Source organism: Nocardioides agri, assembly GCF_013778305.1.
Lineage (GTDB): Bacteria > Actinomycetota > Actinomycetes > Propionibacteriales > Nocardioidaceae > Nocardioides > Nocardioides agri.
In genome coordinates this window covers 96,984-110,026 of record NZ_JACEIC010000001.1, presented here as the reverse complement: position 1 = coordinate 110,026, position 13,043 = coordinate 96,984, and the positions used below count along the sequence as shown (strand labels likewise).

The following is a 13,043-nucleotide window of genomic DNA, read 5'->3' as shown; positions in this document are numbered from 1 at the left end:
GCCCGAGCGGCGCCAGGGTGGAGGCATGACCTCCACCCAGACCCTCGCCCGCACCGCCGCCGTGCGGCTCGCCGGGGTGACGAAGTCCTTCGGGCCCGTCGAGGCGGTCCGCGGCATCGACCTGACTCTCGAGCAGGGCGAGATCGTGGCGTTCCTCGGCCCCAACGGCGCCGGCAAGACCACCACGATCGACATGGTCCTCGGCCTCTCCCGGCCGACCACCGGGACCGCCGAGGTGCTCGGGATGCCACCGCGCGCCGCGATCGCGCGCGGGCTGGTGTCCGCTGTGATGCAGACCGGCGGCCTGCTCAAGGACCTCACGGTCCGCGAGACCGTCGAGTACACCGCCAGCCTCTTCGCCGACACCCGCTCGGTCGACAGCGTGCTCGCCGACGCCGGCATCACCGAGATCGCCGAGCGCAGGGTCGCGAAGTGCTCCGGCGGTGAGCAGCAGCGGCTCCGGTTCGCGATGGCGCTGCTCTCCGACCCCGCGCTGCTGCTGCTCGACGAGCCGACGACCGGCATGGACGTCGAGGGCCGCCGTACCTTCTGGTCGGCCATCCGGCGCGACGCGGCGCAGGGCCGCACGGTGCTCTTCGCGACCCACTACCTCGAGGAGGCCGACCAGTACGCCGACCGCATCGTGCTGATCAGCCAGGGCCGGATCGTCGCCGACGGCACCGGCGCCGAGATCAAGGCGCTCGCCAGCGGGCGCACCGTCCGGGCGACACTGCCCGGCGTGGACGCCGACGCCCTGGCCCGCCTGGCCGGCGTCACCGGCGTCGAGACCCGCGGCGACACCGTGCTGGTGCACACCAAGGACAGCGACGCGGTGGCCCGCCACCTGCTCACCCACACCGACGCGCGCGACCTCGAGATCACCTCGCAGGGACTCGAGGACGCGTTCCTGAGCCTGACCGGAGACGCCCGATGAGCACCGCCACCCTCGACCCCACCGCCCGCCGCGTGCCGCGGCTCGGCGGCTTCAACCTCACCGTGCTCGGCATCGAGCTGAAGCGGATGCTCCGCAACCGTCGGACCCTCTTCTTCACGATGGTCTTCCCGGCCGCCCTGTTCCTCAGCTTCGGCACAGCCGCCAACTGGAACGACGACGTCGGCCACGGCAACGTCGCCGCCTACGTCATGGTCTCGATGGCCCTGTACGGCGCAGCGCTCACCGCCGCCGCGTCCGGCACCCAGGTCGCGCTGGAGCGCGCGCTCGGCTGGTCGCGCCAGCTCCGGCTGACCCCGCTCAACCCCACGGCGTACATCGTGATGAAGGCGCTGCTCGCACTCGTGCTCGGCGCGGTCGCTATCACCGCGGTCAACCTCGTCGGCCTCGTGCAGGGCAAGCCCGACATGCCGGCGGACGTCTGGGTCGAGTGCGCGCTGCTGACGCTCGCGTGCACGTCGGTGTTCGCCGCGCTGGGCCTCTTCGTCGGCTACCTCGTGCCGGGCGAGAACGCCATGCAGATCCTCGGCCCGGGCCTGGCCCTGCTGTCCTTCCTCGGCAACGTCTTCATCCCGATCGACGAGGGCTCGTGGATCTACACGATCGCCCAGTGGACCCCGATGTACGGCGTCGCCGAGATCAGCCGCTACCCGCTCACCGGCGACCTCGGCTGGATCGCGTGCGTCAACGCCGCGCTGTGGCTGGCCGTGTTCGTCGGCGGCGCCGCGTGGAAGATGGCCCAGGACACGGCCCGGGTGTGACTAGCCTTCCGGGCATGAGCGAGCAGCGGACCCCGCCGAACCAGGTCGGTCGGCTGGGCCCGCTGTTCGCCGGCATCTGGCTCTTCTTCCTGCTCGACCCCCTGCTGGAGGGCTGGGCGCACCGCGACGAGCCGCAGGGCGTGGTAGGCATCGTGGCGACGCTCGCGTTCGCGGCCGTCTACATGGCGTTGTGGGTGCGGTTGCGCGAGGACCGGCACCGCCTCGTCGAGTGCCCGCCGATGCGGTTCACGGTGCCCTACCTGCTCGCCCTGGTGCTGCTCGCCGGGGTCATGGTGGCCACGCTCGGCGAGACCGGGCTCGCCAGCGTCGTCTACATCGCGGTCGCGGCGGTGATGGTCTTCCCGTTCCGGGTCGCGGCCGTCGTCGTCGTGCTCCTGGTGCTCGGGTCTCTCGCGCTGAGCGCCGTGGAGGACTGGGGCAGCCAGATCGGCCTCGCGTTCGGCATCTTCGCGGCCTCCGTGGCGATCTTCGGCATGCGCGCCGTGATGCGCCGCAACATCCAGCTCATCCGCGCCGAGCAGGAGAACGCCAGCCTCGCCGTCGAGAACGAGCGCACCCGCTTCGCCCGCGACCTCCACGACATCCTCGGCCACTCCCTCACCGTGATCACCGTCAAGGCCGAGCTCGCCCAGCGGCTGCTGGACCGCGGCACCGACGAGGACGTGGACCGGGCGCGCACCGAGCTCGCGGATCTCGAGCGGCTCAGCCGCGACGCCCTGGCCGACGTCCGGCGGGCGGTGGAGGGCTACCGCGAGCTGACCCTCCCCGGCGAGCTCGCGCGCGCCCGCAGCGCTCTCGCGGCAGCCGAGATCGACGCCGAGCTGCCGAACTCCGCCGACGAGGTGCCGACCGAGCTGCGCGAGCTGTTCGCCTGGACGGTCCGCGAGGGGGTGACCAACGTGCTCCGGCACTCGGGCGCCCGGCGCTGCCAGGTCGTGCTCTCCCCGACGGCCGCCGAGGTGCGCGACGACGGCGCCGGGCCGACGGTGCCCGGGACCGGCTCCGGGCTGGCCGGCCTGCGGGAGCGCGCCGCCGCGACCGGTGCCACCGTCGTCACCCAGCAGCTCGACCCGGGCTTCGTCCTGCGGGTGGTGCGGGCGTGACGATCCGGCTGCTGCTCGCCGACGACCAGGCGCTGGTCCGCGGTGCCCTCTCCGCGCTCCTCGGGCTCGAGCCCGACCTCGAGATCGTCGCCGAGGTCGGGGCCGGCGACGAGGTCGTCGCGGCCGTGCTCGAGCACCGTCCGGACGTGGCGCTGCTCGACGTCGAGATGCCCGGGCTCGACGGGATCAGCGCCGCGGCGGAGGTCCGCCGGGCCGCGCCCGAGACGCGGGTCCTGATCGTCACGACGTTCGGCCGGCCGGGCTACCTGCGCCGGGCGCTCCAGGCCGGCGCCTCGGGCTTCGTCGTCAAGGACACCCCGGCCGCCCAGCTCGCCGACGCCGTGCGCCGCGTGCACCAGGGGCTGCGGGTGGTCGACCCGGCGCTCGCGGCCGACAGCCTGGTCGCCGGCGACTCCCCGCTCACCGCCCGGGAGACCGACGTGCTGCGCGCCGCCCGCGACGGCTCGTCGGTCGCCACGATCGCCGCCCGGCTGTTCCTCTCGGAGGGCACGGTGCGCAACCACCTGTCGTCGGCGATCGGCAAGACCGGCGCCACCAACCGGGCGGAGGCGGTGCTGACCGCCGACGGCAACGGCTGGCTGTGACCGGCCGGCGTCTCATCTTGGCCGGTTACCCTCCGGGGATGCGCTCCCTCCTCGCCACCCTCGTCGCAGCGCTCGTGATCACCCCCGCGGCGGCGCCCGCCGCGGCCCCGGACCTCGACCGCGCCGAGCGTGCGTCGTACCCCGCCCTGCAGGTGCGCCGGCTGGTCACCGGCCTCGACCACCCGTGGGACGTGCGCCCGATCGGCGGCGGGCGGCTGCTCTTCACCCAGCGCGACCGCGCGACGCTGAGCGTGTGGGAGGACGGCCGCACGCGGTCGCTGGCCTTCCCGAGCAGCGAGGTGTGGGTCTCGGGCGAGACGGGCCTGATGGGCCTCGAGGTCGACCCCGACTTCGCTACCAACCACCGCGTCTACACCTGCGCCGGCGGGTTCCGCGCCGGCGGCCGTCCCGACGTGCGGGTGGTGGCGTGGCGCCTCGACGACGCGCTCACGCGGGCCACCAAGCTCCGGGTCCTGGTCAGCGGCTTCCCCACGAGCTCCGTGACGCCCGGCCGGCACGGAGGCTGCCGGCTGCTGATCGACCGCCGGGGCGCGCTCAACGTCGGCACCGGGGACGCCGCGACCGGCGCCAACCCTCGCAACCTGCACTCCTTCGGCGGCAAGACGCTCCGGCTCGACCGCTTCAGCGGCCGGCCGTGGCCCTCGAACCCCTTCATCCGGTCGGCCAACCGGGTCCAGCGCTACGTCTACACCTACGGCCACCGCAACGTGCAGGGCCTCGCGGAGCGCGCCGACGGCACGCTGTGGTCGGTCGAGCAGGGCACCTACCGCGACGACGAGGTCAACCGGCTGGTGCGCGGCGGCGACTACGGCTACAACCCGGTGCCCGGCTACAACGAGTCGGTGCCGATGACCGACCAGCGGCTGCCCGGCCGGCAGCGCGCCGCGGTGTGGCGGTCGGGTGACCCGACCCTCGCGACCTCGGGAGGTGGCTTCGTCACCGGCCCCGGCCTCGGCGCGTACGACGGGACGCTCGCCGTCGCGGCGCTCAAGGCCTCCCGCGTGCTCTTCCTGACCCTGACCGCCGACGGCCACCTCCGCCGGGTGCACGTGCCCGACGAGCTGCGCGGGTTCGGCCGGATCCGCACCGTCGTCGACGGCCCGGGCTCGACGTTCTACGTCACCACCGACAACGGCGGCGGCGCCGACGCGATCCTTCAGGTGCGGCCGAGCGCAGGCTGACGGCTGGGCGCGGTCAGGCGCTGAGCACGACCGCGACCCACAGCACGAGCGCGACGCCCGGCACCCACGGCACCCATCGTGGGTGCGGGGTCCACCACGCGCACGCCACGACCAGCAGGAACGCCCAGACGACGAGCAGGGCCACGACGAGCCACCAGGGCGCGAAGAGCACGCTCGCGGCGTACAGGAAGAAGACGCAGGCCATGCCCGCCATGCCGACGAAGGGCCAGGGTGACGCCTTCGTGCGGAGCGGGTCAGTCGTCATTCCACTGGGGGTCGTTGTCCCAGTCCTCGTTGCGCTGCTCGGCCTTCTCGAGCGCGTGCTGTGCCTCCTCACGCGAGTCGTAGGGACCGAGCCGGTCGATCGGCGGGCAGATGTTGGTCTCGTCCTCGACCCGGCCGTGCTTCACGCAGTACCAGAACTGGCTCATGCCTCCCGAAACTACACTTGCTCCACGTGACCATCACGCCCGCAGCCATCTCGCCGCGTCGTCCGGTGCCGGTCGGCATCGCCCGGCCGGAGTACGTCGACCGGCCCGCCCCCGCCCGCTACGACGGCCCGGAGGTCAAGGACGCCGAGACCATCGAGCGGATGCGCGCCGCCGGGCGGCTGGCGGCGCAGGCGCGGGACCTGGTCGGCGCCCACGTCGCGCCCGGCGTCACCACCGACGAGCTGGACCGGATCGGCCACGAGTTCCTCTGCGACCACGGCGCCTACCCGTCGACCCTCGGCTACCGCGGGTTCCCGAAGTCGCTGTGCTCCAGCGTCAACGAGGTCGTCTGCCACGGCATCCCCGACAGCCGCCCGGTCGAGGACGGCGACATCGTCAACATCGACATCACGGCGTACCTCGACGGCGTGCACGGCGACACCAACGCCACCTTCCTCGTCGGCGACGTCGACGAGGAGACGCGGCTGCTGGTCGAGCGCACGGAGGAGGCGCTCGCGCGTGGCATCCGCGCCGTGAAGCCGGGTCGTCGGATCAATGTCATCGGCCGGGTCATCGAGTCCTACGCCGCGCGCTTCGGCTACGGCGTGGTCCGGGAGTTCACCGGCCACGGGATCGGCACGTCGTTCCACTCCGGGCTGATCGTGCCGCACTACGACGACCCCGAGCACGACGACCTCATCGAGGTCGGCATGACGTTCACGATCGAGCCGATGCTCAACCTCGGCACCCACGAGTGGGAGATGTGGGACGACGGCTGGACGGTCGTCACGCGCGACCGGCGCAGGAGCGCTCAGTTCGAGCACACGATCCTGGTCACGCCCGAGGGCGCGGAGATCCTCACGACCTGTTGAGGTGCTCCTCGACCCGCAGCACGGCGAGCCCGTGGTCCGGGTCGCCGCTCATCGCGGCCGCCAGCCGGAGGTGCGGCAGCGCCTCCTCGAACCGGCTCTGCCGCTCGAGGCAGCGGCCGAGCGCGTGCTGGGCCCAGTCGTCGGCCGGGTTCTCCTCGACCAGGTGCTCCAGGTCCGCCTCGGCGCGCTGGAGCTGGGCCCGGATCAGGTAGGCCCAGGCGCGCAGCGCGAGCAGGCCGGTGTTGTCGGGCTCGTCGGCGAGCGCCGGCTCCAGCACCTCGAGCGCCTCCTTCGGCGCCCGTCGAGAGAGGAGGTCGTAGGCGGTGCGGTAGGCCGACTCGGGGGCCGCCTGGTCCGGGAAGACGACCCGCGGCACCGGCAGCATGTCGTCGTTCATGTCCCCTCAACCGCCCTTCAGGCGCCGGGATTCCCCGGCGGGTCGTCGTGCAGGATGCGCTGGAAGAGCACGTGGTCGCGCCACTCGCCGCGCACGAAGAGGAACCTCTCCGCGGTGCCGTACTCCGTGAACCCCGCCCGCTTGAGCACCCTCTGCGAGGCGACGTTCTCGACCATTGTGCCCGCCTCGAGCCGGTGCAGCCCCAGGCCGAGGGCTTCGACCGCGACGTGCTCGGTGAGCGCGGTCGCCAGCCCCTTGCCCGTGTGCTCGTGGTCGACCCAGTAGCCGACGGTCCCGCTCTGCAGCGGACCGCGCACGATGTTGGTCAGCATCGCCCGGCCGACCACCTGGTCGCCGTACCAGGCGACGTAGGTGAAGGTGCGACCCTCCTCGGCCGCGCGGAGCCCGCTCGCGACGTTCTCCACCTGGCCCTCGTCGGTCCAGAAGAACTCCGGACGGTCCGGGTCCCACGGCTCCAGGTGCGCCCGGTTGCGCCGGTAGGCGACCGCGAACGCCGGCGCGTCCCCCGCCCGCATCGGCCTGATCTCGTACCCCTCCGCCAGCACGTCGCCAGGCTAGTCGTCCCGGCATCGCCCCCTCTGCCCTATCCTTTTCACGCGGATGGGCTGGCCGGGCGACCGCGTCACCGCCCGAGAGGGAGGTGCCGAGGAAGGTCCGGGCTCCACAGGGCAGGGTGGTGGGTAACGCCCACCCGGGGTGACCCGCGGGAAAGTGCCACAGAGAACAGACCGCCTGCCCGGCTGCTTCGGCGGCAGGGCAGGTAAGGGTGAAACGGTGGTGTAAGGGACCACCAGCGACCGGGGCGACCCGGCCGGCTCGGCAAACCCCACCTGGAGCAAGGTCAAGAAGTCCGGAGCCCTCGGGCCCCGGACGCGCGCACGACTGAGGGCGGCCCGCCCGAGTGCGCGGGTAGACCGCTGGAGGCGGCCGGCAACGGTCGTCGTAGATGGATGGTCGCCACGCTTCGGCGTACAGAACCCGGCCTACAGGCCAGCCCATCCGCCCCTCGGCCCTCTGACCTGCGAAAACCCCCTCTGACCTGCGGTAATGCCGCCTCGACGACCGAGTGATGATGACGGCAGATGGGGGCTATTGAGTGTCTTGTGCACAAATCGTGTGCACAAGATGTGCACACGTCCCGTGCCGTCGTGGTCCATCCGCAGGTGATCGCTCGGCAGCCGCGATCCGTGACGGTTGTGTGTCCGGCGCGGGTGTCAATGACAGGACGCAACAGGCTCTAGGTGACAAGATCGGGCGTCAGCCGGGTACGACGTCGAAGGGCAGCGAATGATCCAGGAGTACGCCAACGAAGCCGAGGGACAGGCGGACTTCTTCAAGGAGTTCAAGATCCCTGCCACGGCGATCGTTCTCCACACCGACGGCGTCCATAACGGGAACCTGCTGGAGTTCAAGACCTCGATCGCCGACGTCAACCAAGTGTTGTTCCAGGCCATCAAGTACCTGTCGCGACTGCGGATCAATGGCCACAACGTCCCCGCGAACATCCTCCTGGTCGACCTCAACGCCCTGACCGTCTACAAGTTCGACTCCAACGACTACGTCGAGGAGCTTCATCAGCCGTACACGACGGCGGCCAGCAGGGACAACAAGGGCTTCCGGGCCAAGGGGAAGCCGGTCGTCATCAAGGACTACCTGGACACAGGTGCGCAGGCGATCGTCGACCTCCTCAAGGAGGAGTGCTTCATTCCGATCCGCATCACCGAGGACTGCGTGGTCGCGTGGGCAGAACGCTTCTACCGCGAGGTCCGAGGCTCCGACAAAGCGGCGTTCCTCAACAACGACCCGGCCAAGGGACCGCTCGGCGAGTTGAAAGACCCGCGTCAGTTCAAGGGCCTGATCCACCCTTACCCAGGCGACTCGTACGCCGAGTTCAGCTACATCCTCGATCGGCTCAACGACAAGTTGAAGAAGATCGAGCTGGGCGCGTTCTACACCCCCGAGCCGTACGTCAAGAAGTCACACGAACTGCTTCGCGAGGCCATCCGGCGCGTTCCCGCAGGGAACGACTACGTGATCATCGACCGTTGTGCCGGGACCGGGAACCTGCAGCGCTTCCTTACGGAGGACGAGCTCTCCCACGTCATCGTGAACACATACGAGGAGTTCGAGTACTTGGAACTGGCCCGGGAGTTCGGCCAGCAGGTGCGAGCCGTCATCCCGCCGACCTTTAAGGCCGGCGACCCGAAGAGGGGCTTCCTTCTCAATGGAGATGCACTGTCAGACCGCTTCGTGCTGGGCGGACTGAATAAGCAGGGCGTCCGCGTTCCGAACGTGATCCAGCAGTACCTCGACAACCCCGAGTGCACGATCATTCTCTTCGAGAACCCGCCGTACGCGGACGTCGCCGGAATGGAGTCTCAGAAGTTCGCGGGCCGCGAGTCCTTCGGCTGGAAGGACTCCTGGGTGCGAAAGCGCATGGAAGCGGAGTGGGGCAAGTCGACGAAGAACGCCAACAACCGCGCCCTGCGGGAACTGACCAACCTCTTCATCTGGTCTGGATTCCGCTACTACCTGCGACAGCCGACGGACTCCTACGTCCTCTTTTCGCCGACCAAGTACTTCAAGTCGCAGGGCCTCGTGAACAAGACCTTCGTCCGAGGGTTCCTCTTCAATCGCCGCCATTTCCACGCCCGCAAGGACGCAGGTGTGAGCGTGATCCTGTGGTCGAACGAGGACCCGAAGCGACGCCGGAACAGCTACCCATTGGCGCCTTTCGACATCAACCGCAAGACGGGTGCTCTCGTGAAGGGCGCGGCGCACAAGGAGAACCCCGGGCCTGGGAACATCGTCGTCCGCACGACGCACAAGTTGCTCTCGTCGCTCTACGACACCCGGTCTCTGCCGACAGACGAGCCCGGCATCGTATGCGAGCCGAACGGCGTCGAAACGTCGCGCAAGCGCTACGCGAAGTCGGCGTTGTGGGGGCCGGACATCATCGGCTACCTGGTCGCGGACGCGGCCGGCTTCGAGAACACCGACCTGCGAACGGTGCTCACCCGAGTGTCCGTCTTCAGTGCCACGAACGGTTTCCCGCTCCGCAGCGACAACTACCAGACGAAGTTGCCGCTCTTCGTCGTGGGCCGCTACCCGTCCGAGGGGCGGTTCTGGATTCGTGGCGTGGTGAACCGCTCCGCCGACAACGGTGACAACTTCTCCAGCGACCCCGACTTCTTGAAGTCCTGCCTGATCTATACGTGCCTGGCGTACCACAACAAGTGCCGTTCGTTCCTGGGCTCGGACGGCCGCGATTACCGCAACGAGTTGTGCTTTGACGGCGACACCGTGGCGCAGAAGGACCTGGACAACTACTCACTGACGGCCGTGGAAGAAACGCTGCTTAAGCAGTGGGCGAAGGTGCTGGACGCGGCGAAGCAGACTGCCAACTACACGCCGACCCGAAGCTACGGCCCGTTTCAGATCGCCGCAGATCTGAACACGTCAAAGCGGGTCGTAGTGGGCGGAAAGCCGACCACGGTCTACGACTACCCCATCCTCAACGGCGAACTGAAGACGCTGAAGGCGCTTGTGGCTCGGTACCACGCCGACGTGATCGCCCCCAAGCTCTGGCACTACGGGCTGCTCAAGTGACATCAGCCTAGGTGCCACGCCGCACCAATGATTCGGGGCCGCCAGACCAGGGACACCTCCGGGACCGACGCTACGAGTCCGCGCCCCCACGCGCCGGTCGGCGCGTACAGACGGTCGGCGTTCTGCGTCATCACCATCGGCGACAAGCCGTACATGGTGCGCGAGCGGATGAGCCGCTCGGCGGCCTTCGCGTACGGGTAGGCCGTGTCCAGGTCGCCGTAGACCAGCAGCCGATGATGCTTGGTGCGGACGTTGGTGACCCAGCCGAGCGGTCGGGTCGGGTCGTGTTCGAGGAGGACAGGCGTCGTACCGCTCGGACCGTCGTCGAGGAAGTCCTCGAGGGTCTCGGGGACGATCTCTAGCAGCCGCCCTCCTCGGAGCTCGACGTGCCCGCCGAGCGGGATGACACCCATCAGCATCCTGATCGTCTACCTTCCCTGCGGTTCGGGGACCACCGGCCACGATCCGTGGTTCGCGAGGTCGGCGAACTGTCGCCCTGTCTCGGGGAGCGCCTGGGCGATGTCGGGGGCGTCGTCGGGCCAGACAATGCCCTCGGTTGGAAGGTTGAGCCAGGTGGTCGGGCGCAAGAGGCGTTCGAGGGCGAGCCATTGGCCGCGGGCGGTGGGGATCGGCGGCAGGGCGTCTACGTCGGGGATCTGAAGCCGGACAGTGGGCGGCGTGCGTCCCGGCGCGCCGGTGCACCATTCCCAGAGTCGCGACGCCGCTCCGTACGTTCCGAGTGCCTCCTCGCCGGCGCGTCGGTGGGTCCATGCGACGAGGTGGTCGGCGCGTTCGATCCACCCCGACGCAGCGGCGGCAGCCCATTCGGCGGCGGCCTGGTCCGCTGCCTTCCGGGCAGCCTTGCCGATGGCGGTCTTGTCGAGGTTCGCGAGCTCGGCGCGCTGGATGGCCGGCGCGGCCTTGCAGGCGATCGCCGTCTCTGCCCACCGTTCGCGGTCGCCTTCGACGAGCCGGTCGACGCGGAGGGTCTTAGCAGTCCTGCCCGCGACCCGGTCGGCGACGTCCGCGGCGAGCTCCGCGGTGAACCGGTTGCCGCCGGGGCGTGCGGCGTCGAGCGCGACGACGGCAGTCGAAGCCGCCGCGTAGGCGGCGTTGATCCGGGTCAGGGGTTCGGCGAGGTCGGCGCCGGCGATGGCGGCGACGTACGCGGCGTCGGGGAGGTTGGCGGGTCGCAGCGGGACCGCGGGTGCGGCCATGAAGCCGGGGGCGGGGGGCAGTCCCGTCATGCTCATGGTGGTTCTCCTTTGTGTGTTGGAACTAGAAGATGCGCGGCGGCTCGGTGGCCGCGAGTGCTCGGCGGGCGGCCCAGACGGCGGCCTTGACCGCGGAGACGACCGCTCCGGGTCGTAGTCGTGGACCAGTTGCGGCGTCGACCACGACGAGCCCCGCGACCTGGTCGGCCAGCAGCGGGGAGCCGTCGTGCCGGAGGCGTCCCTCGTCGAGGTACCGCCGCAGCTCCGAGACGACGTTCCAGGTCGTCCCTCCCGTCGGCTCGATGGTGACCGACCCGGCGAGAGTCGTCAGGGCGGCGTCGTCGGTCAGCGACTTCCCGACGAGCAGCACTGGAGCACCTGCGGTCCGTACGAGGTCGGCGGCGTCGGCGAGTGTGTCGGCTTGGCGGGCGGACACCACGGCTCGCCCGGCCTCGTCGACCCATGCAACCGCCAGCGCCGGACCGACGGCGAACCACGATTCGAGCGCGGCGACCGCCGGTCGCCCGGACGGGGTTCCGTCCTCGGTCAGCGCGCCGGTCCACAGCTCGGCCGGCACCGCGGGCTCCTCGCGCCGCACCGGGACCGCGTCGGTCGGCGGCCACCTGTTCAGGTACTGCGCCGCGAACCCCTCGACAGGGTCTGGGTCGTCGGCCGCCGGGTCCGCTTCGCCGCGCTGCACGCGCTCCCACCGGTCCGAGATGAGGCGCTCGACCTGGACGGTCCAGAACGGGCTCGCGGCGCGCCAGGTCCCGACCTCCCCGAGCGGCGCATCCGCGGGCGCGCCCCACAGCAGCACCAACGTGGACGTGTCCTCACCCATGCCCGCGGTCGCGGCCGCCAGCCGGCGGCGCATCAGCGACGTCGCACGCCGGTGTGCGGTGGAGGTGACCAACAGTTGTGGGGACGGTCGGTGCGCGAGCCCGGGCTCGAGTCCGTCGTCGACCGTCTCGGGGTCGACCGCCCATGCCTCGTCCACGATGCCGAGGTCGACCTCGTAGCCGTAGACCGCGGACGTCGACCGGAGCAGCCAGCGGCCGCCGGTCGTCAGCTCGACCGCCTCCTGTCCGTTGGCGCGACGCACGGCGTGCCCGTTCGTCTGCGCCCACCCGAAACTCTTGCGCATCACCTCGGCGACCGCCTGCTTGTCCGCTGCGCAGTGAATCGCCGACTGCACCGGCTCGCCGAACAGGTCGCCGTGGCTAATCCGCCACAGCGCGAGCACCATCAGCAGCGTCGACTTCCCAGCACGCCTCGGCGTCGAGACGAGCGCGGTCGTCCAGCACAGCGACCCCTCGGCGTCGTGCTCGAGCAGCCGGCGGAGCGCCAACCGCTGCCACCACCGCAACCGAAGACCGAGCTCCGCCTCCGCCCACTTCGCCGCCAGCTCCCCATAACTGCCGGTCGCCGACGGATGCGGCGGGGACATGAGCAGCGGCACCGACGACTCCGCCGGAACCTCCGCGAACCCGACCAACCAGGGCCTGTCGACGAGCACATCCCAAGGGATGCGACGACCTTCGGTCTCCTGGTCGGAGAGACGCGAGACTGCGGGGACTGCCGTCGTAGACGGTGGCCCCCAAGAATCCGGTCGGCGCCCTCCGGATCGCGGCGGTGTCGTCGTCTCGGGTGGGAGGCCGTACTGCCGCAGGGTGTCGGCGCGAGCCTTGTCCCGGACGCCTTGTTGACCGCCCGCGTCGGAGCAACGTCGGCACTCAGGTCGGGTGTTGGCGATGACGTAGACGAGGTCGGGCCTCGCGGCTCGGGACTCGATGTGGCCGACGTTCCACAGGTCCCCGGGTCGGATGGTGATGCCGCAGACTCCGCAGGGCATGGG

14 protein-coding genes and 1 other RNA gene are annotated in these 13,043 nt (G+C 70.5%); 8 read left to right on the top strand and 7 right to left on the bottom strand.

Annotated features, from left to right (window positions below; genetic code table 11):
• Window positions 1–25 precede the first annotated feature (25 nt).
• Genes HZF07_RS00695 through HZF07_RS00675 form a run of 5 tightly spaced genes read left to right on the top strand, consistent with a single transcriptional unit; the run spans window position 26 to window position 4,644 of the window.
• Window positions 26–934, top strand: coding sequence for an ABC transporter ATP-binding protein (locus tag HZF07_RS00695; protein WP_157346232.1), 909 nt, complete (start codon window positions 26–28; stop codon window positions 932–934).
• Window positions 931–1,713 carry an ABC transporter permease gene (locus HZF07_RS00690; protein WP_157346230.1) on the top strand — a complete coding sequence of 261 codons (783 nt, stop codon included), beginning with the start codon at window positions 931–933 and terminating at the stop codon, window positions 1,711–1,713. The genes HZF07_RS00695 and HZF07_RS00690 overlap by 4 nt, the downstream gene beginning before the upstream one ends.
• Before the next feature lie 14 nt (window positions 1,714–1,727).
• Complete coding sequence (locus HZF07_RS00685) at window positions 1,728–2,837, top strand: sensor histidine kinase (RefSeq protein ID WP_157346228.1); 1,110 nt, start codon at window positions 1,728–1,730, stop codon at window positions 2,835–2,837.
• The gene (locus HZF07_RS00680; protein ID WP_181644590.1) at window positions 2,834–3,442 is read left to right on the top strand and encodes a response regulator transcription factor; all 609 of its coding nucleotides are present in this window, start codon (window positions 2,834–2,836) and stop codon (window positions 3,440–3,442) included. The genes HZF07_RS00685 and HZF07_RS00680 overlap by 4 nt, the downstream gene beginning before the upstream one ends.
• A gap of 38 nt (window positions 3,443–3,480) precedes the next feature.
• Window positions 3,481–4,644, top strand: coding sequence for a PQQ-dependent sugar dehydrogenase (locus HZF07_RS00675; RefSeq protein ID WP_157346226.1), 1,164 nt, complete (start codon window positions 3,481–3,483; stop codon window positions 4,642–4,644).
• 13 nt (window positions 4,645–4,657) lie between these two features.
• Here HZF07_RS00675 and HZF07_RS00670 read toward each other — a convergent pair whose 3' ends face one another.
• Window positions 4,658–4,909, bottom strand: coding sequence for a hypothetical protein (locus tag HZF07_RS00670; protein ID WP_157346224.1), 252 nt, complete (start codon window positions 4,907–4,909; stop codon window positions 4,658–4,660).
• The gene (locus HZF07_RS00665) at window positions 4,899–5,075 is read right to left on the bottom strand and encodes a hypothetical protein (protein WP_181644589.1); all 177 of its coding nucleotides are present in this window, start codon (window positions 5,073–5,075) and stop codon (window positions 4,899–4,901) included. The genes HZF07_RS00670 and HZF07_RS00665 overlap by 11 nt, the downstream gene beginning before the upstream one ends.
• A 32-nt stretch (window positions 5,076–5,107) precedes the next feature.
• On the opposite strand from HZF07_RS00665, the gene map reads away from it, so the two are divergent.
• Complete coding sequence (map, locus tag HZF07_RS00660) at window positions 5,108–5,947, top strand: type I methionyl aminopeptidase (RefSeq protein ID WP_434063459.1); 840 nt, start codon at window positions 5,108–5,110, stop codon at window positions 5,945–5,947.
• Here the strand turns inward: map and HZF07_RS00655 are convergent.
• The gene (locus HZF07_RS00655; protein ID WP_157346219.1) at window positions 5,934–6,344 is read right to left on the bottom strand and encodes a tetratricopeptide repeat protein; all 411 of its coding nucleotides are present in this window, start codon (window positions 6,342–6,344) and stop codon (window positions 5,934–5,936) included. The genes map and HZF07_RS00655 overlap by 14 nt on opposite strands.
• Window positions 6,345–6,361: 17 nt before the next feature.
• Window positions 6,362–6,910 carry a GNAT family N-acetyltransferase gene (locus HZF07_RS00650; protein ID WP_198346514.1) on the bottom strand — a complete coding sequence of 183 codons (549 nt, stop codon included), beginning with the start codon at window positions 6,908–6,910 and terminating at the stop codon, window positions 6,362–6,364.
• Window positions 6,911–6,966: 56 nt separating this feature from the next.
• On the opposite strand from HZF07_RS00650, the gene rnpB reads away from it, so the two are divergent.
• Both rnpB and HZF07_RS00640 read left to right on the top strand, forming a co-directional pair.
• An RNA gene (rnpB, locus tag HZF07_RS00645) (RNase P RNA component class A) lies at window positions 6,967–7,367 on the top strand.
• Between the two features lie 285 nt (window positions 7,368–7,652).
• Window positions 7,653–9,974: a hypothetical protein gene (locus tag HZF07_RS00640; RefSeq protein WP_157346217.1), complete on the top strand. Its 2,322-nt coding sequence runs from the start codon at window positions 7,653–7,655 to the stop codon at window positions 9,972–9,974.
• 2 nt (window positions 9,975–9,976) lie between these two features.
• On the opposite strand, the gene HZF07_RS00635 is transcribed toward HZF07_RS00640, so the two are convergent.
• From HZF07_RS00635 to HZF07_RS00625, 3 genes are read right to left on the bottom strand one after another with little or no spacing between them, the layout of a single operon-like run.
• Window positions 9,977–10,387 (bottom strand): HK97 family phage prohead protease, encoded by a 411-nt coding sequence (locus HZF07_RS00635; protein ID WP_157346215.1) that lies wholly within the window; start codon window positions 10,385–10,387, stop codon window positions 9,977–9,979.
• A gap of 15 nt (window positions 10,388–10,402) precedes the next feature.
• On the bottom strand, window positions 10,403–11,227 hold the full coding sequence (locus tag HZF07_RS00630; protein ID WP_157346213.1) for a hypothetical protein: 825 nt from the start codon (window positions 11,225–11,227) through the stop codon (window positions 10,403–10,405).
• Window positions 11,228–11,252: 25 nt separating this feature from the next.
• Window positions 11,253–12,647 carry an HNH endonuclease gene (locus HZF07_RS00625; RefSeq protein WP_157346211.1) on the bottom strand — a complete coding sequence of 465 codons (1,395 nt, stop codon included), beginning with the start codon at window positions 12,645–12,647 and terminating at the stop codon, window positions 11,253–11,255.
• Window positions 12,648–13,043: the final 396 nt, after the last annotated feature.

Coding starts and splice junctions, on each gene's coding strand:
- HZF07_RS00655 (WP_157346219.1), bottom strand. CDS start 6,344: ATGAACGACGACATGCTGCCGGTGCCGCGGGTCGTCTTCCCGGACCAG.
- HZF07_RS00675 (WP_157346226.1), top strand. CDS start 3,481: ATGCGCTCCCTCCTCGCCACCCTCGTCGCAGCGCTCGTGATCACCCCC.
- HZF07_RS00670 (WP_157346224.1), bottom strand. CDS start 4,909: ATGACGACTGACCCGCTCCGCACGAAGGCGTCACCCTGGCCCTTCGTC.
- HZF07_RS00690 (WP_157346230.1), top strand. CDS start 931: ATGAGCACCGCCACCCTCGACCCCACCGCCCGCCGCGTGCCGCGGCTC.
- HZF07_RS00685 (WP_157346228.1), top strand. CDS start 1,728: ATGAGCGAGCAGCGGACCCCGCCGAACCAGGTCGGTCGGCTGGGCCCG.
- HZF07_RS00630 (WP_157346213.1), bottom strand. CDS start 11,227: ATGAGCATGACGGGACTGCCCCCCGCCCCCGGCTTCATGGCCGCACCC.
- HZF07_RS00695 (WP_157346232.1), top strand. CDS start 26: ATGACCTCCACCCAGACCCTCGCCCGCACCGCCGCCGTGCGGCTCGCC.
- HZF07_RS00635 (WP_157346215.1), bottom strand. CDS start 10,387: ATGGGTGTCATCCCGCTCGGCGGGCACGTCGAGCTCCGAGGAGGGCGG.
- HZF07_RS00640 (WP_157346217.1), top strand. CDS start 7,653: ATGATCCAGGAGTACGCCAACGAAGCCGAGGGACAGGCGGACTTCTTC.
- HZF07_RS00665 (WP_181644589.1), bottom strand. CDS start 5,075: ATGAGCCAGTTCTGGTACTGCGTGAAGCACGGCCGGGTCGAGGACGAG.